We start from the raw sequence: 22,618 nt of genomic DNA on the forward strand, positions 1-22,618 counted from the left end.
AGGCCGCGCGCGGCCTCCCCGACATGTTCGACAACGGACGGAGTCAATCGTGTGGAGCGGGAGGGCTTACAGCCCCTCCAGCTTTTTTTCCTGGGCCAGCCGCTTCAACATCTTCTTCCGGGCGGCAAGAGCCTTACGCTTGCGACGGGCGCTCGGTTTCTCGTAGTGCTGTCTCTTCTTCAGCTCGCTGAGAATTCCGGACTTCTCGCACTTGCGCTTGAAGCGGCGCAGAGCGTTCTCGAGCGTCTCGTCCTCGCGCACCTTGACCACAGGCATTCAACTTCCCCCCTTCCTATGCGAAGGTTGGCGCGACACCCGGAAGGTGCACGGACCGGGCGCGCACGTCGGCATCTGACTCTCTCGGGCACGACGGACGGAACCCCGACGGTCGAACGACGACAACGATTCGCCGCTCGCACGATCGCAGGGTGAGTGGACACGAAGGAGCGTCTGCCGGTGAGTGAGTCGCGGGAAGACTACGGGAGCCTTCGGGAAGAGTCAAGCGCGCCGCCGGCGCGGCCTCGAGGCCGGGCTCTTCGAATCGTCGTGGCCCGCGAGGATGAGGCTCGCCGCGTACCCCGCGCCGAATCCGTTGTCGATGTTGACCACCGTGAGCCCCGACGCGCACGCGTTGAGCATCGAGAGGAGCGCCGCGACGCCGCCGAACGCGGTCCCGTACCCGGTGCTGACGGGCACTCCGATGACGGGCGCCCGGACGAGTCCCGTCACGACACCCGGGAGCGCTCCCTCCATCCCGGCCACGACGACGATCACGCGGGCCTTCTGCAGCCTCCCCGACTCGGCGAGGAGCCGGTGGATTCCCGCGACGCCGACGTCGTAGATCCGCTCGGCGCGGTTCCCCATGATCTCCGCCGTCACGGCGGCCTCCTCGGCCACCGGAATGTCCGACGTTCCCGCCGCGACGACGACGAGACCCTCGCGCAGCGGCCGCCTTTCGGTCCCCGCGAGCGTGATGGCTCGTGCCTCTTCGTGGTACTCCGCGGCCGGGGCCACCTCGACGACCGCGAGGTAGAGGGAGGGGCGGGCTCGGGTGATGAGGAGCGGCGTCCTGTGCGGGGCGACCTTTTCGACGATGCCGACCACCTGCGCCTCGGACTTCCCCTCGGCCAGGATGACCTCCGGGAAGCCCTTCCGCAGCGCGCGGTGCGTGTCGTATCTGGCGAACCCCATGTCGATGAAGGGAAGCTCGCGCAGCGATTCGAGCGCCTCGGACGGGCGCACCTTCCCCCGGGCGACGTCCTGAAGAAGCTTCGAGAGATGGTTCTGGTCCACGGAGTCCTTTCCGGAGAGCGCGGAGTATAGCCTCCGTTGACTCTCCCAGAAAGCGGCGCCTATCATCGAGGCCACCGACCACACACTCGGATGCCACCGAATGAGATCCCGATCCCTCGAGCTGGCCCTCGGCATCACCGGCGCGAGCGGCACGCTGTGCGCGCGCCGCCTCCTCGCGGAGCTGGCCCTGCACCCCGACGTCGCGGCCCTTCACGTCGTCGCCTCGCGGGCGGCCCGAAGGGTCGCGCGCGTGGAGCTGGGCCTCGACTCCGAATCGCTCGAGGAGTTCCGCCGGGCGATCGCTCCACCCGCGGCCCGCACGATCCGATGGCTCGAGGAGGAGGATCTCGCGGCTCCCATCGCGAGCGGCTCGTACCCGTGCGCCGCGATGGCGATCGTCCCGTGCAGCACCGGCACGCTGGCCGCCATCGCCACCGGGAACAGCCGCAACCTGATCCACCGCGCCGCCGAAGTCATGCTCAAGGAGCGGCGGCCCCTCATCCTCGGCGTCCGCGAATCCCCCCTGAACCTCATCCATATCGAGAACATGCGGCAGGCCACCCTCGCGGGGGCCATCGTCACGCCGGTCACTCCGCTGTTCTACAACCGCCCCGTGGGGATCGACGAGATCGCGGAGCAATATGCCGCGCGCGTCATGGATCTCCTGAAGCTCCCCCACCGGATCGGGAAGCGCTGGAAGGCGGAAGTGGCCGCGCCGGAAACGGCTTGACGGGCGCCGCGCTGCGGCGGCTCGGGCTCTACGCCGAGCTCGTCGCGTTCCAGCACACGATCTTCGCCCTCCCCTTCGCGTTCATGGGGATGATCCTCGGCGCGCGCGGCTGGCCGGGCGGGAGGCCGCTCGCGCTCGTGACGCTTGCGATGGTGGGCGCCCGCACCGCCGCCATGTGCTTCAACCGGATCGCCGACGCCCGGTTCGATCGTCTCAACCCGCGGACCGCGGGGCGGCCGCTCCCGTCGGGTCGACTTTCGCGGGGGCGGGCTCTCGCGCTCCTGGGGGCCGCCATCGCGATCTTCGTCGGCGCGGCGGCTGGGCTGAACCGGCTCTGCCTTCTCCTGAGCCCCGTCGCGCTCGCCGTGATCCTCTCCTACTCGCTCACGAAGAGGTTTTCCGCGCTGTCCCACCTCCATCTCGGCGCGTCCCTCGGCATCGCCCCGATCGCGTCGTGGATCGCGGTCACCGGCCGCCCCGCCTGGACCCCGGTCATCCTCGGCCTGGCAGTGGCCGCGTGGACCGCGGGGTTCGACGTCATGTACGCCTGCCAGGACGTCGAGATCGACCGGCGCCTCGGTCTTCACTCGCTCCCGGCCCGGTTTGGAATCCCCGTCGCGCTTCGGATGTCGTCCGCCCTGCACCTCTTGATGGTCGCGCTTCTGGTGACGCTCGGCCTCTCGGCGACGCTCGGGTGGGTCTACTTCGCCGCGGTCATCCTGGTCGCGGGAATCCTGTACTACGAGCACCACATCATCCGCGCCGACGATCTCTCGAAGATCAACGTCGCCTTCTTCACGGCCAACGGTTGGACCTCGGTCGGACTTCTGACCGCCACAGTCGTTGAGCTCGCCGCCCGGTGAAGGCGGCATGGTTCAACGTGAGACCTTCAAGTTAGCTCCAACTCTGAGACATGGCTTCAAAGCAGCTGTATGGAGCCAATAATCAAAGGATGACTTACAAGGTCTCAAATTGAAGCCACGACGGGTCTCGACGGAACGCCCAACCGGCTCGCAACGAAGTGACCGCAAGGGAGTAAGCCCTGAACCTCCGGCGATGGCATCCGGAGTGCTTTGACGTGATGCATGCGATCGGAACTTCCTCCCTCCTTTCTCCATTCCTTGCTGGAGCTCTTCAGGCGGCTCTCGCGGGTGGCTTACTCCCGCTACTTCTGACCACCCCCTCAACCCCATTGCAGTAGACGGGATTTTCTGTATATCCGAAAATGCGACATAGCTTGCCATCGCACTCCTATTGCGTATATTCAGAGTCCTGTAGATACATAGATAAGAGGGCTCATCGGCCACATGTCCGCGCCTTCCGTGACCGCCGCGACCATCCTCATCGTCGACGATGAGGAGACGAACCTCTACGCACTCCGCCTGATCCTCGAGTCGAAAGGGTACCGGTGCCTGGAGGCTTCGAGCGGCGCCGAAGCGATCCAGATCGCGACGGCGGCGACTCCCGAGGTCGTGCTCCTCGACATCCACATGCCGGACATGGACGGCTACGCGGTCTGCCGCCGGCTGAAGGCGGATGCCCGGACCGAGAACATCCCCATCGTCTTTCTCACGGCCCGGTACCGCGACCACGACGAGATCGCGCGGGGCCTCGACGCGGGGGCGCACGATTACGTCACGAAGCCGTTCAGCGCTCCCGAGCTCCTCGCGCGCATCGGCGTGATGGTGCGAATCCAGCGCGCCGAGGCGGAGGCGCGCCGCGCCTCGCTCACCGACTCGCTGACCGGACTCTACAACCGGCGGTTCCTCCACCAGCGCCTCGAGGAGGAGATGGCCCGGTCACGCCGACACGCCTCCCCGCTCGCGTGCGTCATGATCGATCTCGATCACTTCAAGGCGATCAACGACAACCACGGGCACGCGACCGGAGACGCCGTTCTGCGCGACACGGCCACGATTCTGAGGCGCCACATCCGCAAGAGCGACATCGCGGTCCGGTACGGCGGCGAGGAGTTCATGATCGTCCTCTTCTCGAACAACCTCGACGGCGCCCGGCTCGTCGCGGAGCGGATTCGAGCCGACGTGGAAGCCCACGACTTCTCGCAGAACGCCACGCCGCTGCGCGTGACGATAAGCGTCGGGATCTCGACCTACCCCGACGAGACCATCGCCTCCGCCGACGAGCTGATGCGCCGCGCGGACACCGCGCTGTACCAGGCGAAGGAAGCCGGGCGCAACATGGTTTGCGTCGCCTGAACTCCGGCGGTCCGCGCCGGCACCTCGGTGACTGATGCCGCTTCGACTCAAGAGCCTCTCCACCGAGCTGACGGTGGTCTTCGCCAGCATCGCGGTCGCGCTGGTCGGCCTCGTCTCCTATTTCGCGTTCGACATGGTCAGCCGCGCCCAGGAGGAAACGGTCCAGAGGGATCTCCTCAACACCGTCGACCAGGCCGTCACGGCGATCGACGGGGAGCTGCAGGAGCGCGTGCGTGAAGTCGAGACGATCACGCTCTCGCCGGCCATTCGCGACGCCGCCATCTTCCTGAGCGAGGCGCACGCGACCATCCCCGTCAGGGAGCGGGTCGAGCCCGCCATGAGAAAGCGCTTCGCTGGCGCCACCTGTCTCGACGAGCGGCCCGAGATCGCCCAGCACCTGCGCTCGGTCGTATCGGCCCACACGTACATCTCCCAGTTCCTCCTCACCGACAGGTTCGGGCTCGCCATCGGCTGCACGTCGACGCAGGAGCAGCTCCTCCACTCGGGCCAGACGTGGTGGCAGGAGGCGATGCGCCGCGGGCGCTCGTTGGGCAATCTCGAGCGCGACCCGGCGACCGGTGGCTACGTGTACTCCGTGGCCCTGCCGATCCCCGACGGCACGCGCGAGCCCGCCGGGGTCCTCCGGGCCATCATCAATCTCCGCGGCGTCCAGGAATCGATGGGATCCGCGCGCATCGGCGACAAGGGTTTCCTGTTCGTGCTGTCGCGCGACGGCCGCGTGATCGCCCACCCGGACGCCGCCTACCTGTGGAAGAAGGTGGACGAGATCCCCGAGCTCGCGTACCTCCGCACCGTGGTCGCCGCGCCCGGGCCCCGCGGGATGCTGATGTACGAGCGCCGTCCCCGCGTCGCGGGCGATCCGTCGGGGGCGCCGCAGTCCCCGGTTCCGAACGGCGTGCGGCCCGCCTCGCTCGCCAGCGCGTCGGCGGACACATGGCTCCTCGGCTATTCGCGGATCTTCACCCCCGCGAGCCTCGGGCCGCTGGGCTGGACCGTCTTCGGCACGGTGTCGCGCCAGGAAGTCGTCTCGCCGATTCTCGCGATCCGGCGCCACGTCGTCGTGGTCGGCGGCGTCTTCATCCTGCTCGCCGTGCCGTTCGTATGGTTCGTCTCGCGCCGCCTCGCGCGACCGCTCAACGATCTGGCGTACCGGGCGAACCTCATCGCCGCCGGAGATCTCCGGGTCGGGCTCGCGGTCCCCTCCCGCAACGAGATCGGCCAGCTCGCGACCGCGCTGTCCAGCATGGTGGACTCTCTTCGCGAGTCGAACGACTCGTTGACCCGGACGAACCTGAACCTGGAGCGCCTCGTCGCGGACCGGACCCGCGAGGTCCAGGATCAGAACCGCAAGATCGAGGAGCAGAACAGGCAGGTGCTCGAGGCGTCGAGGCTCAAGAGCCAGTTCCTCGCGAACATGTCGCACGAGCTTCGGACCCCGCTCAACGCGGTTCTCGCGCTCTCGGAGATTCTCGGGCAGCGCATCAGCGGGGACCTGAACGACGAGCAGGTGAAGCAGGTCACGATCATCAACCGCTCGGGGCGGAACCTCCTCAAGCTCATCAACGACATCCTCGACCTCTCGAAGATCGAGGCCGGCCGGATGGAGATTCACCTGGGCGTCATGGACCTCAGGAACGCGATGACCGCGATCCGCGACACGATCGAGCCCCTCGCGAACGAGAAGGGCCTGGCGCTCGAGGTGATGGTCGACCCGATGCTGCCGCCGCTCGTCCGCTCCGACGACGCCAAGATCCGGCAGATCCTCGTCAACCTGCTCGGCAACGCCGTCAAGTTCACGGAGAAGGGGAAGGTCGGCGTCGCCCTCTCCCACCGCCGCCGGCACCTCCCCGGCGCCGACGAGATCTCCGCGCGCATCGATCCGCACGATCCTTTCTGGCTCGAGCTGAAGGTCACCGACACCGGCATCGGCATCCCTCCCGAGGCCCAGGAGAAGATCTTCGACGAGTTCCAGCAGGCGGACGGATCGACGACGCGCAAGTACGGCGGCAGCGGGCTCGGGCTCGCCATCTCGAAGAAGCTCGCCGAGCTCCTCGGCGGCGAGATCTCCGTCGAGAGCGCCGTCGGCCGGGGCTCGACCTTCCGCGTCCTCGTCCCCGCCGAAGGGGTGCGCGACCACGACGCGCCCGCCGAGGAGCACGAGTCCCTCCTGAACCTCGCCACGACGTACGTCCCCGCGATGCCGCCCGCCTCCTCGTCCGCCGATCCCGTGAACAGGCCGCGGCTCGCCGAGGGGAAGAAGCGGAAGTTCGTCTCGCCGTTCGTCGAGCACCCCGTGCCGATCTCGCCGCGATTCCTCGACATCTACGACGACACCGACAAGCTGCTCCCGCACATCCCGACGATTCTGGTCGTCGACGACGATCCGGAGTCGCTCTACGTGTACAGGCAGTTCCTCTCCCGTCACGGCTACCAGGTCATCTTCGCCATCAACGGCGAGCAGGTCATGGACAAGGCGCGCCAGTTCAGGCCCGTTGCAATCGTCCTCGACCTGATGCTCCCGCAGAAGAGCGGCTGGGAGGTGCTCGAGGAGCTGAAGATCACCGAAGACCTCAAGGACATCCCCGTCATCATCTCGAGCGTCCTCGACCACCGCGAGCGCGGCGTCTGCGCCGGCGCCTTCCGCTACCTCACCAAGCCGATGACCGAGAAGCAGTTCCTGGGCGTGCTCAAGGAGCTGGAGAAGATCCGCAAGAAGGACGTCCGCAAGGTGCTCGTCATCGACGACGATCCCGTCGAGCTCGGGATAGCGCGCACGCTCTTCGAGAAGGCCGGGCTCGACGTCATCACCATGGAGGATGGTCCGGCCGCCGTCGTCTGGGCCGCCGCCGAGCTCCCCGACATCATCGTCCTCGACCTCCTCATGCCCGGCGTCGATGGCTACGAGATCCTGTCGCGCCTGAAGTCCGATCCTCGAACGGCTCACATCCCGGTCATGGTCTACACGGCCATGGATCTCTCCGACGCGGATCGCGCCCGTCTCATCCCCGCCGCTCGGCGCATCTTCCCCAAGGTCCCGCTCCAGATCGAGGAGATGCTCGACGAGCTCCAGCGCGCGCTGCAGTCCGTCCCCGCGCGCGCCGATCTGCCGCTGCCGGCGGCCGTTTCGCCGGCGGTCATTTCCTCTCGGCCGTCTTCCTCCTCCCCGGAGTTCGTCGCGGCTCCCACTCGTGTCCGGGACGGGGTGGCGGGGTCGGCGCGGCGCGCTCGCATCCTTCTCGTGGAGGACGACGCGGCGAATCAGTACTCGATCGGGTTCATCCTCCGCGCGGAGGGGCACGAGGTCCTGGTGGCGGAGAACGGCAACGATGGCGTGATGCTGGCGGATCGCGAGCGCCCGGATCTGATCCTGATGGACATGATGATGCCGGTCATGAGCGGCTTCGATGCGACGCGTCTTCTGAAGCGCTCGGGTCACCTGAAGGACATTCCCGTCATCGCCCTGACCGCGGCCGCGATGGCCGGTGACCGCGAGCGCACTCTCGCCGCGGGATGCGATGACTACATCTCCAAGCCGGTGAACCGCGCCCAGCTCCTCGAGCGCGTGGTTCACTGGCTCGCCGTCCTCGCGGAACGGGAGACGGTGGGGGTGGGGCGATGAGGTCCTCCTACCATTACTCCCGCTCGGCCGTGGCCGGCGTCAACTTGAGACGCGAGGGGTGCGGATTCTCAGGAGTCGAGTGTCCTGAGTCTCAAGGTGAGACTCCCGGGCTCAGGGCAGGGTTCTGGCGCGGACCGTTCGTCTCGATAAGTCGACTGGCTACAGGTAGTTACAAGATTGATCGCCAGAGCGTCGTCCATGGCAAGGTCGTTGCTTTATTCGGGACCGAATTCGAAGTTGCGCCTGTCGGCGCAACGCGGAGGAGGTCATCCGATGAAGGTATCGTTCACGAAGGCGGCCGCCATCACCGCCACCGCACTCGCGCTGTCGATGGCATCGATGTCCGGCGCGCAGGCGGGGCTGGGGATTGGGTCCCGGCGGTCGGACTCGCAGATCCAGGGGCTTGGGATTGGATCGTCTCCGGTCAAACTCTCGGGACTTGGGATCGGCTCGACGCCGATTTCACTTCACGGGCTGGGAATCGGTTCGGTCCGGTTGGCTGGTCTCGGCATTGGCTCTCATTCGCTCCAATCGAGTGCGACCAGCCAGAACCCGATCGCCGAGCAGTTCCTCCTGCTGCTGGATTGGCTTCGGCGCGGTTCGGCTCAAGCACACTAAAGCTCCCCGCTTCCCGTATTCCAGCGCTCAACCCTGAGGCTTCACCGAAATGCTAGACCTCGGTGAGCCTCAGGAGTATGTCCTGCAGGAGCTCCTGGGTGAGGGCCGATCGTGTTCAGTCTACAAGGCTCTCGATCCGTCGACTAGGAAGTCCGTCGCTCTCAAGTTCGTAAAGCCTGCCCTCAGGGGATCCGGCGCCGAGACCGCACTTCAAGCCGAGTTTCTCCTCCTTTCAAGACTCAGCCACCCAAACCTCCTGAGAACCTTTGGGTTACGACACGACCCCAATGCCGGCCCAGTCCTTGTGCTCGAATTCTTTCCCGGATCTGACATCCGCGCGGTTCGAGCTCGGGTCACGCCTGATCACGCTCGGTCGTTGCTCGTACAGCTTTGTCGGGCCTTGGGGTTCCTGCACGCGCGCGGCCTAGTTCACGGCGATCTGAAACCAGAAAACATTCTCATCCAGTTACCGACTTCCGACCAAGTCGAGTCGGACGGCACCGTCACGGAGCCAGCTCTCCGTCTCATCGACCTCGGATTCGCTACGACCGTTGCCCAGAACACCGCCCTGCCTCGGCGAGGAACCTTGCCATACGCCGCTCCAGAGATACTCGCCGGACTTCCAGCCGACCAACGGGTAGATCTCTTCGCTCTTGGCCACATCATCGCGGACTTCTTTCCCGCCCTCTCCAGCAACGCCGTCGCGCCCCTGTCGCTACCAACCAGATCCACCGATCCGCTCGATCATCTACCACCACACCTCGCCCATCTTGTCCGTGAGTTGACGGACCCGGACCCGAGAAACCGGCCTACGACCGTTGCTGATGTCATCGATGCCCTCCGCGAAGGTGCCGTCGCCGAAATCCCATACGACACTCCAAGTGGCATTCGGTCCACGTTTGATTCCTCCGAACTACCAGGACGCGGCAAGCAACTCGCCCGATTGCTCGACTCCTCGCTTCGACTGAAAAACACCAGCGTACTTGACGACTGGAAACCCTCAGTGTTCCTCATTCAGGGTGAAGCGGGCAGCGGTAAGTCTCGATTGATGGACGCTCTGCAAGCCCATCTGACAACAGTCGACATTCCTCTTGTCCGAATCTCATGCACTGACAGCGTGGCGATTCCGTTTCAACCCTTCCAGGTACTTCTCGACAGATTGACGGCGGACTCGAGATGCGATCCGTCCCACGCGCCGCTGCCGATCGCCATGGGTGCACTTGACGACTACACGAACTCACCTCCATGGGCCCGAGACTTGCTCTTACGTCGACTCGACTCCGTTGCGGAATCTATCGCACGACAGGCGTCCGCTCGCTCCATGGTGCTGGTCCTAGAGGATGTGCATGCGGCAACCGAGGACTCTCTCGCCCTCTTTCAAAGGCTATTGCCGCGGGCCCTGACCAGCCCGTTCGTCCTGATTGCTACGGCTCGGACCGGGCCGCCGTTCGATGATTGGATCGTCGACGCTCGAACGACCTATGCCGGTTCACCAAGACTTCTGCACATGACTGTAGATCCATTGACTACAGACGAGACAAGAGACTTCTTGGAGCGTTCCCTCGGTCCGTGCAGAGAATTGAGCAAGCTTGCCGATACCCTCAGCGCCATTACGAAAGGCAATCCACGTTTCCTCATGGAAACCCTGGCTCAACTCAGCGACAACGGCGTCGTCAGTGGTGGCCCTTTTCGGTGGCGCGTGCGTCACGACACGCTCCACGAACACTTGAGGCATTCGTCCCTTCGATCTCTCGTATCAACTCGCCTCGAGTCCGTCCCGGCTTCGGACACCCCAGTGTTGGACTGGCTCAGCATCCTAGGTGAGCCGGCAACAATTTCACTAATCCACCAAGCGTCTGGCCTTCCGCTCCTTGAGCTTCGGAGATCATTACAAGACTTGGTGGCGGTTGGCGTCCTTCGGTGCGATTCGTCTGAGCTGGAATCGCGCTTCTCGTTCTCTCATGATGTCTATCGAGATGCAGTCTACGGTCGACTGTCCGCGGACAGGAAGGCCTCGCTTCACCGAAGTATTGGTGTGGCACTCGAACGTCTGTGGGGTGAACCGAACGACGCTCGTTGTCTCCCGATTGCGTTTCATTTCGTTCGAGGTCATTGCTCGAGCAAGGGTCCGAAGTACGCGCTGGCCGCAGCAACGTGGGCCCATAGACAGGGAGCCGCCCATCAAGCAATTTCATCCTACCTCGACGTTCTGAACCTGATTCCCGATGAAGAAACCGATCGACGTTGCCACATTCTTGAACGGACGGCCGTCCTCTTGAGGCAGATCGGCGACCTCCGAAGGGCGGAGTCCTGCTACCTAGAGATCCTTCTCTGCAGTCGGCGAACACAAGACTCCGACAGAGAGGCGCTTGCTCTAGCTCACTTGGGTCGGCTCGGCGCAGACCGCGGAAACCTGCGGTCGGCCGAGGCATACGCCCTCAAGGCTCTCAGAGTCCAGGAAGCCAACCCCGCACCGCGGGCTGCCGCCGAGGCCTACCTCGTACTCGGTACGGCTGCCCACAAGTCCGGGGATTTTTCTGGTTCGCTTGGGCACGCCTCGCGCGCTGGTGAACTTGCGAGGGTGTCCGGAGACAAACTTGTCACTGGCTTGGCACTCAATCTAGCCGGTCTGGCTCGCATGGGACTCAGAAGGTATGCCGACGCATTTGAGGACTTTCGGTCGTGGTTCAAGATTGCCGAAGAGGTAGGCGATATTGTGCTGCGGACGGTCGCGCAGAACAACATTGGCTGGGTCTTGCTTGAGCGAGGAGATTTGGATGCAGCTGAGCGGGAGTTCGAAGCTTGTCTAAGGGCGACTGACGCTGGCGATCTTGAATGTTGCGGAGCTACGGCGGCGATCAACGCCGGGGAAACCGCTCGACTTAGGGGGGCGTTCTCGCTCAGCCGGAGACGGTTTAGTGACGCGCTTCATCGTTCGCGAAAGACTGACCTAAACGAAGTCACGCTCTATCTCATCTACAGCATCGCGCTCTTGGACTTGGAGGAGGGGTTTTTCGGGGAATCGGTCGCACAACTTGGGCGCGTACTCGAATCTGCGCGAAGCGCCGGGATGAAAAGCTTCGAAGCGCTCGCGTTGAATGGACTGGGAGAGTGCAGTCTACAGTGCGGCAGGGCTTCGGAGGCCTTGGAGTACTTCAAGGTCGCGATGGAGATCGCATCCGCTCTCGGAGACACCGTCGTGGCAGCCGCTTCTCGGTGTGGCTGGGCCGATGCTTTGAGTCTCGACGCAGCAGACACGTTGCCAGCCGAAATGACAGACAACACAGGTGGAGCCAGTGGCCTGACTGCTTGGCGGTCTGCTCTTCAGTCACGAGCTGCATCGGCTGGTTGGGAGCCTCAGGCCGGTCTCCTCATTGATCAAGCCGCGAGCCTCGCCGAGGTCGCTCAGGCCCGGACATGCATGGTACGTTCGGGAATTAGTAAGGCTTGGCTTGCGCTTGTCAGCGGCAACACGGACCGGAGTCTTGCCACAGCGAAGCACATCATCGAGTTGTGTGACCAGTGTGGTCTTCGCCCGGATAGGGCTGAAGCTTTTCTGATTACTGGAATTGCGCTAAGCCTCGAGGGTCGATACTCCGAAGCGCGCGCGGCTCTTGAAGCGTGCCGGGATTCGGCGGATGAAATTGGTCTTGCGACACTTCGGGCGCGGTCTCGGGCAGTGCTTGCTGATGTGGCCTCCATTCTCGGGAAAGAGGACTTCGGACACGAGTGTCTGTTGGAATCGGCAGCGATCATCAAGGCGACTGCCAAGTCCCTCCCCGATCTCTTGGATCGGCAGCGCTTCTTGGCCGTTTCATGGCGACGGAGAGTGCTTGAGTGCGTTGGCTCGATCACGCTCGGATCCAGTGAGTTGGGAGAGACGGTACCGAACTCGATGGATGTCGGGGATGCCAGTTCAAGTGATCGTAGGACGAAGTTGGATCTGTTGCCGGAAGTCGAATTGAATCGACGCGTGACCAGCGAAGTACTTTCGGACAGCAACCAATCCAAGGATTTTCAGATCGCGTGCGAGCGTCCAAGCACATCCGGCATCGTCATGGATCTGACGAGCCCTACCAAACTCGCAACGTCTCTCGATCCCCCCGACCTCCGCACCACCATCACTCATCTTCTCGAGGAATCACTCCGGGCCATCGCGTGCGATCGGGGGATGGTTTTCCTGATCGCCCCCGACGGCTCGACGGAGATCGTCGTCGCGCGCGGGCTCGAGAACGAGTCGATTCAGGATGCGCGGTCCTACTGCCGCACGGTCATCGACCGGGCGGCGCAGGGAGAGGAGATTCTCGTCGTCGACACGGCGCGCGACGAACGATACCGCGACCGGCACAGCGTCAGCCTGTTTCAGATCGTCTCCATCGTCTGCGTCCCGCTGAAGTTCGGGCACAAGGTCACCGGCGCGCTCTACCTCGACAGCCGGGCCGGCGGCCGCCTGCTGCGGGAGGAGGACCTGCGGGCCGCGCGGGCGATGGCCGCGCGCATGACCGGGAGCATCCGCGTCGCGTGGGACAGAGATCGACAGCGCGAAGAAGCCCTGCTTCGCCAGAAGCAGCTCTGCCAGATCTACCGCCTCGACGCGATCCTCGGAGACTCGGCGGTGATGAAGAAGACGTACCGCGTCCTCGAGGCCGTGATCGCGTCGGACTGCAACGTGCTCGTGACCGGCGAGTCCGGAACCGGCAAGGAGCTGGCGGCGAGGGCGATTCACTTCTCGGGGCGCCGCAAGATGGCGCCGTTCGTGACGGTCGACTGCGGCGCGCTGCCCGACACGTTGGTGGAGAGCGAGCTCTTCGGGTACCGGAAGGGGGCCTTCACGGGGGCCGAGGAGGACAAGCGCGGCCTCTTCGAGGAGGCCGACGGAGGGACGCTCTTCCTGGACGAGATCACGAACACCACGACGCTGTTCCAGTCGAAGCTCCTGAGGGTCCTCCAGACGGGCGAGCTGCGACGGATCGGCGACACGACGCCGCGCAAGGTGGACGTCCGCATCGTCGCGGCCACGAACACCGACCTCGAGAGGGCCGTGCAGGAGTCGAAGTTCCGTGAGGATCTCTTCTACCGGCTGAACGTGGTCACGGTGAAGATGCCTCCTCTCCGCGAGCGGGCCGGGGATGCCGCCGCCCTCGCCGAGCAGTTCGCGCGAGCGTTCTGCGAGAAGGAGAAGATCGCCTATCGCGGCATCGGCGAGTCGGCCCTGAGGAGAATTCGCGAGCACGCGTGGCCGGGGAACGTCCGCGAGCTGAAGAACGCGGTCGAGTCCGCGCTGGTCCTCTCCAGGGACGGCGCGGTCCGGCGGGAGTTCCTGCCGGAGTCGCTGCGAGGCGGGTCGTACGAGGAGATTCGCGATCTCCTGAGCGACCCGGGCCCGGGATCGGCCGGTGAGCCGGCGCCGGAGGCGGGATCCGGCAAGGGATGGCTGACCGAGGATGAGCTGCGGAAGGTCTCACAGCTCGAGGAGCGCGCGCGCATCGTCGATGCGCTGGCCCGCGCCGCGGGGGACAAATCGCTCGCCGCCAGCATCCTCGGGTGCAGCCGGATGACGCTCTACCGGCGGATGCAGAAGCTCGGGATCGACTACCGCGCCGGCCGCGACTGACGGTCGAGAGCCATCCCCGGAGAGCACCCCGCGGCGCAGCTCGACTTGCAAATCCCGCACGACACCCCGGACAACGCGCACTCCCACGCGCACTGGTTCTTGCGCCCGTTCGCGCGCCCGTCGAGGCAGGGCGCCTCCGGCACCGGGCCGCCGAGCATCGAGGCATTCCGCTCGAACTCGCGGACGAGCTGGAAGAGGTGCGAGCGCTCGAGAAACGCCTCGCGGACTCCCCTCGCGTCTCCGGAGAGACGGTTCCCCCGCTCGCCGAGGGTCGCGGCCCTCACCTCGCCGTCCGCGAGCACCACGACGGCGCTCGTCTCGCCGGTGTCGGCGTCGCGCTTGATGAAGAGCTTCGCGCTCTCAGCCCCGGCCGAGTAGGTGACCTCGAGGCCCCGCGCCTCGTCGTAGACGCGCTCCATGCGCAGCGTCTCCTCGCCGCGGACGAACGTGGTCGTCGCCACGACGAGGCCGGGCTCCTCGGACGTCGCGACCGTCAGCGCCATCGGTGTCCGCTGGGAGGTCCGGCCGGCGGCCGAGACGACGTTGCCGGCGGCGTCGTAGACGATGCGAGACCACGGGCCACCGTCAATGACGCCCGCCGGATTGATCCCGCCCGCGATGGCGGTGACGACAACACCCATCGCAATGATCTCGAACACAAGACGCCTGCAATACCTCGACATGGTCGGTCCCTCTCACGGGGCGGCGGATCGCCTCGCGGCACCGTGCTGCGACGGCGATCCGCACCGTTGGAGGTCAGCGCTGACCGATGATTGCTTCAATGGCGTGTGCCCGAGGCTAGGCAGGAAGCGTGCCGACTGTCGGGTTTGTCTCGTAGGGGAGGGAAGTGATTGATGGAACAGGGAGGTCGCGGGAACGGAGAGGCGCCTGCCGGCCTCGGGGGCGTCCGCCGGCGGACGCGGGGCCGTTACGCGGTCGCCGCGGCGTTACGGACGCGCGGTGACCGCGTCAGGTCGGGGAGCTCAGGGCCGGGACGCGCCGTCGCAGGGGGGGCATCCCTTGTCGAAGGCGATCTTCCACTTTCCGTCCGGCTCACGCCGCCAGATGGAGCTGAAGGTCCCGATCCTCTTGCCGTCCGGGTCGAGGACGGGGCCCGTGCTCAGCGCGAGGGTGCCGGAGTCGAGGACCTCGACCTGTTCGGGCGCCCACGAGAAGGGGGCCTTCGGCTCCTCGAAAAACTTCTTCCAGGCGGCGGCCACCGCGGGCTTGCCGCGCTGCACGCTCTTCCCCCCGAAGAAGACGGCCTCGTCGGCGACGAAGGACGTGAAGGCGTTGTGATCCCGGGCCGCCATCGTGGCGGCGAAAGCCATCTCGGTGGCCCTTACCTCGAGCGCCAGCTCCTGGTTCGTCTCGGCGATCGGCAGCCCCATCGAGGCGCAGGCGGTCAGCGCCAGGGCGAGCATCGTCGTTCTCTTCATCGCGTGATCTCCATGAGCCCGCTCGTCAGTTCTTCGCACCCGCGTCCACCGCGAAGTTCGCCCGGCGCAGGATCGGATCGCCTCCGGCGCCGGTGACCTTCACCTGAAAGGTGTACAGACCCGGCTGAAGGCGTCCCGGTGGGATCGTGGCGAAGCTTCCCTCGCAATCCTTCGCCGGCTGGGCGGGGCTCCCCATCTGGAGCGGAGGGAACGCGGCGACGACCGAATCGCCCGAGATGATGCTGCGGGACACGTCGAGGCGCCCGGCGGCCGGGTCCGTGGAACCGGCCGCCGGGGGCGGGCACACGATCGCGTAAATCAGCGCCGCCTCGCGGGCGTCGAACCGGCGTTCGCTCTTCGGCACGAAGCCGTGGCCGCTGCCCGAGTCCTGAATGCCGACGGAAACGGCGTCGGCCGCGACGAGGTAGTCGCCGATCGTCGACGTCCAGAGGAGAACGTCGCCCACGACGCCCGGCGCCTTCGCCTTCACCGGGAGAGGGGTCTCGGCCCCTCCGATCTCCCAGCTCGCCCCATCGAGGACCGCCACGGTGAGGTCGTAGCTCCCGGGCTGCAGGACGCAGCCGGCCTCGTAGACCAGGTGTCGCGACGCCGTGGTCTCGCCCGGCTCGAGGCCCACGGGGAACCGCCGCGAGAACTTGCAGGCTTCGTTGGGCCCGCTCCAGACCTTTCCCCGGACCTCGACCTCGCCCGCGCGCTTGCCGTCCGCCTGGTTGACCAGCGTCACGGCGTCGAGCGGAACGTCGATCTTGACCAGGAACGGGATCCCCTGCGCGCTCGGAGCGAGCTGGAAGGCGTTGACGTTCGTCGCGATCTCCCTGTAGTAGGCCGGGGCGATGAGCGCCGAAGTGAACTTCTTGTCGAGGCGCGTGATCTCCGAGAGATCCTCGAAGTACGGACGGTGCCGGACGTCGTATCCCTTCGTCTTCGCCTTCACGATGATGCTGTGGCGCTTGCCGTCGCCGGGGCCCGTGTTGGCGTAGCCGATGACGTAGTAGCACGAGAGGTCGGCGCTCATCGCCGCGAAGGTCCTCGACAGATCGTTCGATCGCTTGAGGGACTGACCCCCCGTCTCGAGGGCGAGGGTCGTCTCGAGGCCGAGCGCGGCGTCCTCCCCCGCCTGCCCCGCGCGCGCGGGGAGCTGCGTGTCGCCGGACGCGATGCGCCCCATCGACGCGTCGTTGAAGCTGCTCCCGCTCCCCTCTCCGAGCCCGGCGGCGAAGACCGGGTAGAACGAGACGCCCGAGATGTTCGCCTCCTTGTGCAGGTCCTGAATCACCGGCTTCAGGTTGATGCCGATCTGAGCCGGCGAGCTGCCCACCACGAGGAGGTACTGCAGCCCCGGCTCGTCGCGGAGCGTCTCGCTGAAGTACACGAGGCTCTTGCGGCCCCGGATCGCCGCGAGAGCCGGCATGAGGCTCTTGAGCGCGCTGAGGCTGCGGCGGGTCTTGGCCTCCTCCGCCAGCGCGTACGCGCTGGCGACGCTCAGCCGCGCGTGGCACTCGGGATCGAGCGGCGCGCAGTCCTTGCTCATGATGTCGAGCATGTTCAGCCGCTCCTCCACGACGGACATGTCGAGCATGTCGTCGTCGGCCTTGACCGCCTCGAGGCGGGCCGCGAGGCGATCCCGATCCGACGTGAACGATTCGAGGAGGATCGGCTTCCCCTTCATCGCGAGGAGCATCACGCTGTCCTCGGGGCGCATCGAATCGCGCACGAATTTCAGCGCGGCGTCGAGGGATCGGTTCCGTCCCACCCGCGTGAGCTGGGCGATGTCGAAGAACATGACGATGTGCCGCTTCTCCGCGGGAGCGGGCGGCGCAGGCGGGCCGGATGCGGTGGCTTCGGCCCCGGGCGTCGCCGCCGGCGTTTCGACGCACGCGTCCTCGAACGACGCGATCGGTGCGGGCAGCCGGTCGATCAGCAGATCGAAGTCGCCCTGCTTCAGCCCGGCGACGGACTTCCCGTCACGATCCCGCACGAGGACGTCGACGAGAACGAGGTTCGCCTCCGCGTGCTCGATCGCCATGCCCTTCGGCCGCAGCGGCGGCGGCTCGGACACGGCGCGCGCCGCCGCGGGCAGCGTCACGAGCAGAAGCGCCGCCGGGAGGATCCACCGGAAGTTCGAAACCTCACGCTGATGGGCTTTTCTCGCGCTCATGTTCTTGACTCGTTTTCGGGGCTCTGGTATAAACGACGCCGCTCCGGGCGAAATCGCTCGCCCGTACGATTCTCAGACACGTGACCGGACGCAAGGGGGTATCGGATGAACAAGGCGGATCTCATCAAGAAGATCGCGGAAGAGGCGGAGATCACCAAGGGTCAGGCCGCGGCAGCGGTCGCTTCGCTCATCGACGGGATCACCAAGTCGGTCAAGAAGGGACAGCGCGTCACGCTCGTGGGCTTCGGAACCTTCTACTCGTCCAAGAGAAAGGCCCGCATCGGCCGCAACCCGCAGACGGGCGCGAGCATCCAGATCAAGGCCAAGAAGCTGGTCCGGTTCAAGGCGGGCAAAGAGCTCGACTCGATCGTCAACAGGTAGTCGTACTTCCAAGAACGCATTCATCTGGGGCGCCTTCACGGGCGCCCCTTCGATTTTCAACGGACACCTCCGCGGCACGCCGCGTCACTCGATGATGGCGAGAGTCGCTCCGGATTCCACCCGATCTCCCGGCGAGACCAGAATCTGTGTGACGATCCCATCCTTCGAGGACGGAAGCTCGTTCTCCATCTTCATCGCCTCGACGACGATGATCCCCTGGCCCCGCTTCACCGACGCCCCGGCCTCGACAAGCAGGCGCACGATGCGCCCCGGCATCACCGACTTGAGCGGCCGCGGCCCTGCCCCGGCCGATCGCTGGATCGTCTCCCTCTCCCGGCTCCCCGGGGCCTCCGCCCTCGCCTCGAACGCGCGTCCCCTCACCCGGACGTGGTACATCCCCGCGTCGTCGCGCGACGGCGCCACCTGCACCTCGACCTGCGCTCCCCCCTCGTCGAGAGGCAGCAGCGAGTAGACCCCTCCGTGCGACTCGTGGACGTTGAGCCGGTACTCGCGGCCGTCGACCGATGCGACGACCCGCGCGCCGCGCCGCTGAAGCGAGACCTCGTGGAGGCGCTCGCCGATCCGGATCGACGTCCTCGTGCTCTGCTGGCTCACAGCCGATCGTCCATCTGACGCCGCCTTCCCGCCTGCCGCCACCCGCTCGAGAGCCCGCGCCCCTTCCGCTCGGCCTCGGCCGACATCCGCCGCGCGCCCGACTCTTTCGCCAGCGCGACCGCGATCGCCGCGAGGTCGAGGGCGCGATCCGGCGCCTGCGAGCCGGCGTGCGGGGAGCGGCCGTTCAGTCCCTCGATGAACCGGGTGTGCAGATCGCCGTCGACGAATCGCGCGTCGCTCATGACGCGCCGGTGGAACGGGAGCGTCGTCGGGATCCCCTCGACGACGTACTCGTCGAGCGCGCGCCGCATCCTCTCGATGGCCGCAAGGCGCGTCTCTCCCCAGACGATCAGCTTCGCGAAGAGCGAGTCGTAGTGCGGCGGCATGACGTACCCCTCGTAGACGCCGCTGTCGTCGCGCACGCCCGGGCCGCCGGGCGCGCGAAGCCTGTCGATGCGTCCGGGGGACGGGAGGAAATGATTGTCGGGATCCTCGGCGCACAGGCGGCACTCGATGGACGCCCCCCGGATCCGGATCTCGTCCTGGCGGAGAGCCAGCGCCTCGCCGGCGGCGATCCGGATCTGCGCCTTCACGAGATCGATCCCCGTCACCATCTCGGTGACCGGATGCTCCACCTGGAGCCTCGCGTTGACCTCCATGAACGAGAAGCCCCCCTCGCCGTCGGCGAGGAACTCGACGGTGCCCGCCGACCGGTACCCGATCGCCTCGCAGGCGCGGACCGCCGCTTCGCAGAGGCGGGCGCGGGAGGAATCGTCGATCGCGGGAGATGGAGACTCCTCGATGAGCTTCTGGTGCCGGCGCTGGATCGAGCACTCCCGCTCTCCCAGATGCACGGTGTTCCCCTTCGCGTCCGCGAGAACCTGGACCTCGATGTGCCGGACCTTCTCCGCGTACCGCTCGACGTAGACGCTCGAATCGCCGAAGGCGGCTTCCGCCTCCGATCGGCAGGCGGTCAGCGCCGACTCGATCTCGCCCGCCGCCCGGACGACGCGCATGCCTCGCCCGCCGCCCCCCGCCGCAGCCTTGATGAGAATCGGGTAGCCGATCTCGCCGGCGATCTTCCGGACCTCCGCCGCGCTCGTCACGGCGCCGGCAGAGCCGGGAGTGATCGGCACGGAGGCGGCCTTCATGATCCGGCGGGCTTCGATCTTGTTCCCCATCATCTCCATGGCGCGCGCCGGCGGGCCGATGAAGATCACCCCCGCCTTCCCGCAGGCCTCGGCGAAGTTCGGGTTCTCCGACAGGAATCCGTAACCGGGATGGATCGCCTCGGCCCCCGAGCGGCGGGCGACTTCGAGAAGGGTGTCGATGCGGAGGTAGCTCTCGGCGGGGGCCGGCGGGCCGATGGGGTACGCCTCGTCGGCGTAGCGCACGTGGAGGCTGTCGCGATCGGCGTCGGAGAAGACGGCCACCGTCGCGATCCCCATCTCGCGGCACGCGCGCGCCACGCGGACGGCGATCTCCCCCCGGTTCGCGACGAGAATCTTGCGGAAGGGAGCCGACATCGGCGCGCGCCTCGGATCCTACAGGGGGATGTTGCCGTGCTTGCGGGGCGGATTGCGGTCGATCTTCGTCGAGAGGAGGCCGAGCGCGGCGATGAGCTTCGGCCGGGTCTCCTTCGGCTCGATGATCTCATCGACGTAGCCGCGCTGCGCGGCCACGTACGGGTTTGCGAACGCGTCCCGGAACTCCCGGACCCTCAGCGCGCGCGCGGCCGCGGGGTCCTTCGCCTGCGAGAGCTCCTTCTTGTAGAGGATCTCGACCGCCCCCTCGGGGCCCATCACCGCGATCTCGGCCGTCGGGTAGGCGAAGTTCACGTCGGTGCGGATGTGCTTGCTCGCCATGACGCAGTACGCCCCGCCGTAGCTCTTCCGGGTGATGACGGTGAGCTTCGGCACCGTCGCCTCGGCGAACGCGTAGAGCAGCTTCGCCCCGTGACGGATGATGCCGCCATGCTCCTGGCGCACGCCCGGGAGGAAACCCGGGACGTCCTCGAAGACGACGAGGGGGATGTTGAAGGCGTCGCAGAAGCGGACGAAGCGCGCCCCCTTCACGGACGAGTCGATGTCGAGGGCGCCGGCGAGGACGGCGGGCTGGTTGGCCACCAGCCCCACGGGGCGGCCGTCGAGGCGCGCGAACCCCACGACGATGTTCGGGGCGAACTCCTCGTGCACCTCGAGGAAATACCCCTCGTCGACGACCAGCCGGATCAGCTCCTTGATGTCATAGGGCTGATTCGGGTTCTCGGGGACGAGCGTCGTGAGGCGCTCCTCGCGGCGATCCGGATCGTCGCGGGTCTCGCGGATCGGGGGCTCGTCCTGGTTGTTCTGCGGCATGAAGGAGAGAAGATCGCGGATGAGCGCGAGACAGGCCCGGTCGTCGGGCGCGGCGAAGTGCGCGACGCCGCTCGTGCGGTTGTGCGCGTGGGCCCCGCCCAGCTCCTCCTTGGAGATCTCCTCGTGCGTCACGGTGCGGATGACGTCCGGCCCGGTGATGAACATGTAGGACGTGTTCTCGACCATCGCCGTGAAGTCGGTGATCGCCGGGGAGTAGACGGCGCCGCCCGCGCACGGCCCCATGATGGCCGAGATCTGCGGGACCACTCCCGAGGCGAGCGTGTTCCGCAGGAAGATGTCGGCGTAGCCGGCGAGGCTGACGACTCCCTCCTGGATGCGCGCTCCGCCGGAATCGTTCAGGCCGACGATCGGCGCGCCCACCTTCATGGCCAGGTCCATGACCTTGCAGATCTTCTCGGCGTACGACTCCGAGAGCGATCCGCCGAAGACGGTGAAGTCCTGCGCGAACACGAAGAGGGGGCGCCCCTCGACCTTTCCCCAACCCGTGATGACGCCGTCACCCGGGATCTTCTGCTGCTCCATCCCGAAGAGGGTGGATCGGTGCTCGACGAAGCGGTCGAACTCCTGGAAGGTGCCGCCGTCGAGGAGCGCCTCGATGCGCTCCCGCGCCGTGAGCTTGCCCGCGTCGTGCTGGCGGCGGAGCCTCTCCTCTCCGCCCCCCTTCAGTGCGGCTTCGTTGCGGGCTCTGAGGTCGGCGTAGCGGTCCACTACCTGGCGTTCTGCCCGGCCAGCTTCTTCCAGTCGGCGAGGAACTTCTCGTTGCCGGCGTCGGTCAGGGGGTGCTTGATGAGCATCTCGTAGACCTTGAGGGGCATCGTCGCGACGTCGCTCCCGGCGAGCGCCGCCTCGAGGACGTGCACCGGGTGCCGGACGCTCGCGGTGAGGATCTCCGTCTCGAGGCCGTAGTTGTCGTAGATCTGCCGGATCTGCCGGATCACGTCCATCCCGACCTGGCCGATGTCGTCGAGCCGGCCGATGAAGGGGCTGACGTAGCTCGCGCCCAGCTTCGCGGCGACGAGGGCCTGCACGGGTGAGAAGATGAGCGTGATGTTCGTCCGGACCTTCTTCTCGGACAAAATCTTGAGGGTCTTGAGCCCTTCGGGCACCATCGGAATCTTGATGATGATGTTCGGGGCGATCTCCTTCAGCTCCATCGCCTGCTTCAGCATCCCCGGCGAGTCGATGGCGGTGACCTCGGCGTTCACGGGGCCGCTCACGATCGAGCAGATCTCCTTGAGGAGGTCCTTGAACGAGCGCCCTTCCTTCGCGACGAGAGACGGGTTGGTCGTCACGCCGTCCACGAGCCCGAGCTCGAGCCCCTTGCGGATCTCTTCCACGCTGCCGGTGTCGAGAAAGAACTTCATCGTCTCACTCCTCTTCGTCTCCGTCCGGGCCGTCCGGAGTGCTCCCGTCGGACCCTCCGTCCGGCTCGGGGACGGCCTCGAGATCGGCCGGGTCGGGGGGCGGCGGCACCACGACGAGCCCGGGGCCCGTCGCGTCCGCGGACTCCTCCAT

The 22,618-nt window shown here is 66.4% G+C and carries 17 protein-coding genes; 7 read left to right on the plus strand and 10 right to left on the minus strand.

The window, feature by feature from the left end:
* Positions 1-66: 66 nt before the first annotated feature.
* Together rpsU and larB are read right to left on the minus strand one after the other, a co-directional pair.
* Positions 67-276, minus strand: coding sequence for a 30S ribosomal protein S21 (gene rpsU, locus HY049_02315; GenBank protein MBI3447747.1), 210 nt, complete (start codon positions 274-276; stop codon positions 67-69).
* 222 nt (positions 277-498) lie between these two features.
* Positions 499-1,293 carry a nickel pincer cofactor biosynthesis protein LarB gene (gene larB / locus HY049_02320; protein ID MBI3447748.1) on the minus strand — a complete coding sequence of 265 codons (795 nt, stop codon included), beginning with the start codon at positions 1,291-1,293 and terminating at the stop codon, positions 499-501.
* A 100-nt stretch (positions 1,294-1,393) separates the two neighbouring features.
* On the opposite strand from larB, the gene HY049_02325 reads away from it, so the two are divergent.
* The 6 genes from HY049_02325 (at position 1,394) to HY049_02350 (ending at position 14,111) form a co-directional block, all read left to right on the plus strand.
* Complete coding sequence (locus HY049_02325) at positions 1,394-2,023, plus strand: UbiX family flavin prenyltransferase (GenBank protein ID MBI3447749.1); 630 nt, start codon at positions 1,394-1,396, stop codon at positions 2,021-2,023.
* A gap of 11 nt (positions 2,024-2,034) precedes the next feature.
* A complete protein-coding gene (locus HY049_02330) occupies positions 2,035-2,886 on the plus strand; it encodes a UbiA family prenyltransferase (GenBank protein ID MBI3447750.1) in 852 nt (283 codons plus the stop codon).
* Between the two features lie 444 nt (positions 2,887-3,330).
* On the plus strand, positions 3,331-4,239 hold the full coding sequence (locus HY049_02335) for a diguanylate cyclase (protein MBI3447751.1): 909 nt from the start codon (positions 3,331-3,333) through the stop codon (positions 4,237-4,239).
* Positions 4,240-4,273: 34 nt separating this feature from the next.
* Complete coding sequence (locus tag HY049_02340; GenBank protein ID MBI3447752.1) at positions 4,274-7,879, plus strand: response regulator; 3,606 nt, start codon at positions 4,274-4,276, stop codon at positions 7,877-7,879.
* Positions 7,880-8,152: 273 nt separating this feature from the next.
* A complete protein-coding gene (locus HY049_02345; GenBank protein ID MBI3447753.1) occupies positions 8,153-8,497 on the plus strand; it encodes a hypothetical protein in 345 nt (114 codons plus the stop codon).
* Positions 8,498-8,546: 49 nt separating this feature from the next.
* Positions 8,547-14,111, plus strand: a complete 5,565-nt coding sequence (locus tag HY049_02350; GenBank protein ID MBI3447754.1) for a sigma 54-interacting transcriptional regulator — start codon at positions 8,547-8,549, stop codon at positions 14,109-14,111.
* Here the strand turns inward: HY049_02350 and HY049_02355 are convergent.
* From HY049_02355 to HY049_02365, 3 genes are all read right to left on the minus strand, one after another.
* Positions 14,090-14,752: a hypothetical protein gene (locus HY049_02355; protein MBI3447755.1), complete on the minus strand. Its 663-nt coding sequence runs from the start codon at positions 14,750-14,752 to the stop codon at positions 14,090-14,092. The genes HY049_02350 and HY049_02355 overlap by 22 nt on opposite strands.
* Positions 14,753-15,094: 342 nt before the next feature.
* On the minus strand, positions 15,095-15,550 hold the full coding sequence (locus tag HY049_02360; GenBank protein MBI3447756.1) for a nuclear transport factor 2 family protein: 456 nt from the start codon (positions 15,548-15,550) through the stop codon (positions 15,095-15,097).
* Between the two features lie 25 nt (positions 15,551-15,575).
* Complete coding sequence (locus tag HY049_02365; protein ID MBI3447757.1) at positions 15,576-17,729, minus strand: VWA domain-containing protein; 2,154 nt, start codon at positions 17,727-17,729, stop codon at positions 15,576-15,578.
* A gap of 105 nt (positions 17,730-17,834) precedes the next feature.
* Here HY049_02365 and HY049_02370 point away from each other — a divergent pair, with 105 nt between their 5' ends.
* Positions 17,835-18,110: an HU family DNA-binding protein gene (locus HY049_02370; protein ID MBI3447758.1), complete on the plus strand. Its 276-nt coding sequence runs from the start codon at positions 17,835-17,837 to the stop codon at positions 18,108-18,110.
* An 84-nt stretch (positions 18,111-18,194) separates the two neighbouring features.
* On the opposite strand, the gene HY049_02375 is transcribed toward HY049_02370, so the two are convergent.
* From HY049_02375 to HY049_02395, 5 genes are all read right to left on the minus strand, one after another.
* Positions 18,195-18,725 (minus strand): hypothetical protein, encoded by a 531-nt coding sequence (locus HY049_02375; protein MBI3447759.1) that lies wholly within the window; start codon positions 18,723-18,725, stop codon positions 18,195-18,197.
* Entirely contained in the window at positions 18,722-20,251 is a 1,530-nt protein-coding gene (gene accC, locus HY049_02380; GenBank protein ID MBI3447760.1) for an acetyl-CoA carboxylase biotin carboxylase subunit, read from the minus strand. Before accC ends, HY049_02375 begins: the two co-directional genes overlap by 4 nt.
* Before the next feature lie 18 nt (positions 20,252-20,269).
* Complete coding sequence (locus tag HY049_02385; GenBank protein MBI3447761.1) at positions 20,270-21,811, minus strand: acyl-CoA carboxylase subunit beta; 1,542 nt, start codon at positions 21,809-21,811, stop codon at positions 20,270-20,272.
* Positions 21,811-22,467 (minus strand): fructose-6-phosphate aldolase, encoded by a 657-nt coding sequence (gene fsa, locus HY049_02390; GenBank protein ID MBI3447762.1) that lies wholly within the window; start codon positions 22,465-22,467, stop codon positions 21,811-21,813. The genes HY049_02385 and fsa overlap by 1 nt, the downstream gene beginning before the upstream one ends.
* A gap of 4 nt (positions 22,468-22,471) precedes the next feature.
* On the minus strand, positions 22,472-22,618 hold a 147-nt coding region (locus HY049_02395), incomplete at its 5' end, for a hypothetical protein (GenBank protein ID MBI3447763.1).

Source organism: Acidobacteriota bacterium (genome assembly GCA_016195325.1).
In the GTDB taxonomy this organism is placed as follows: Bacteria; Acidobacteriota; Polarisedimenticolia; order JACPZX01; family JACPZX01; genus JACPZX01.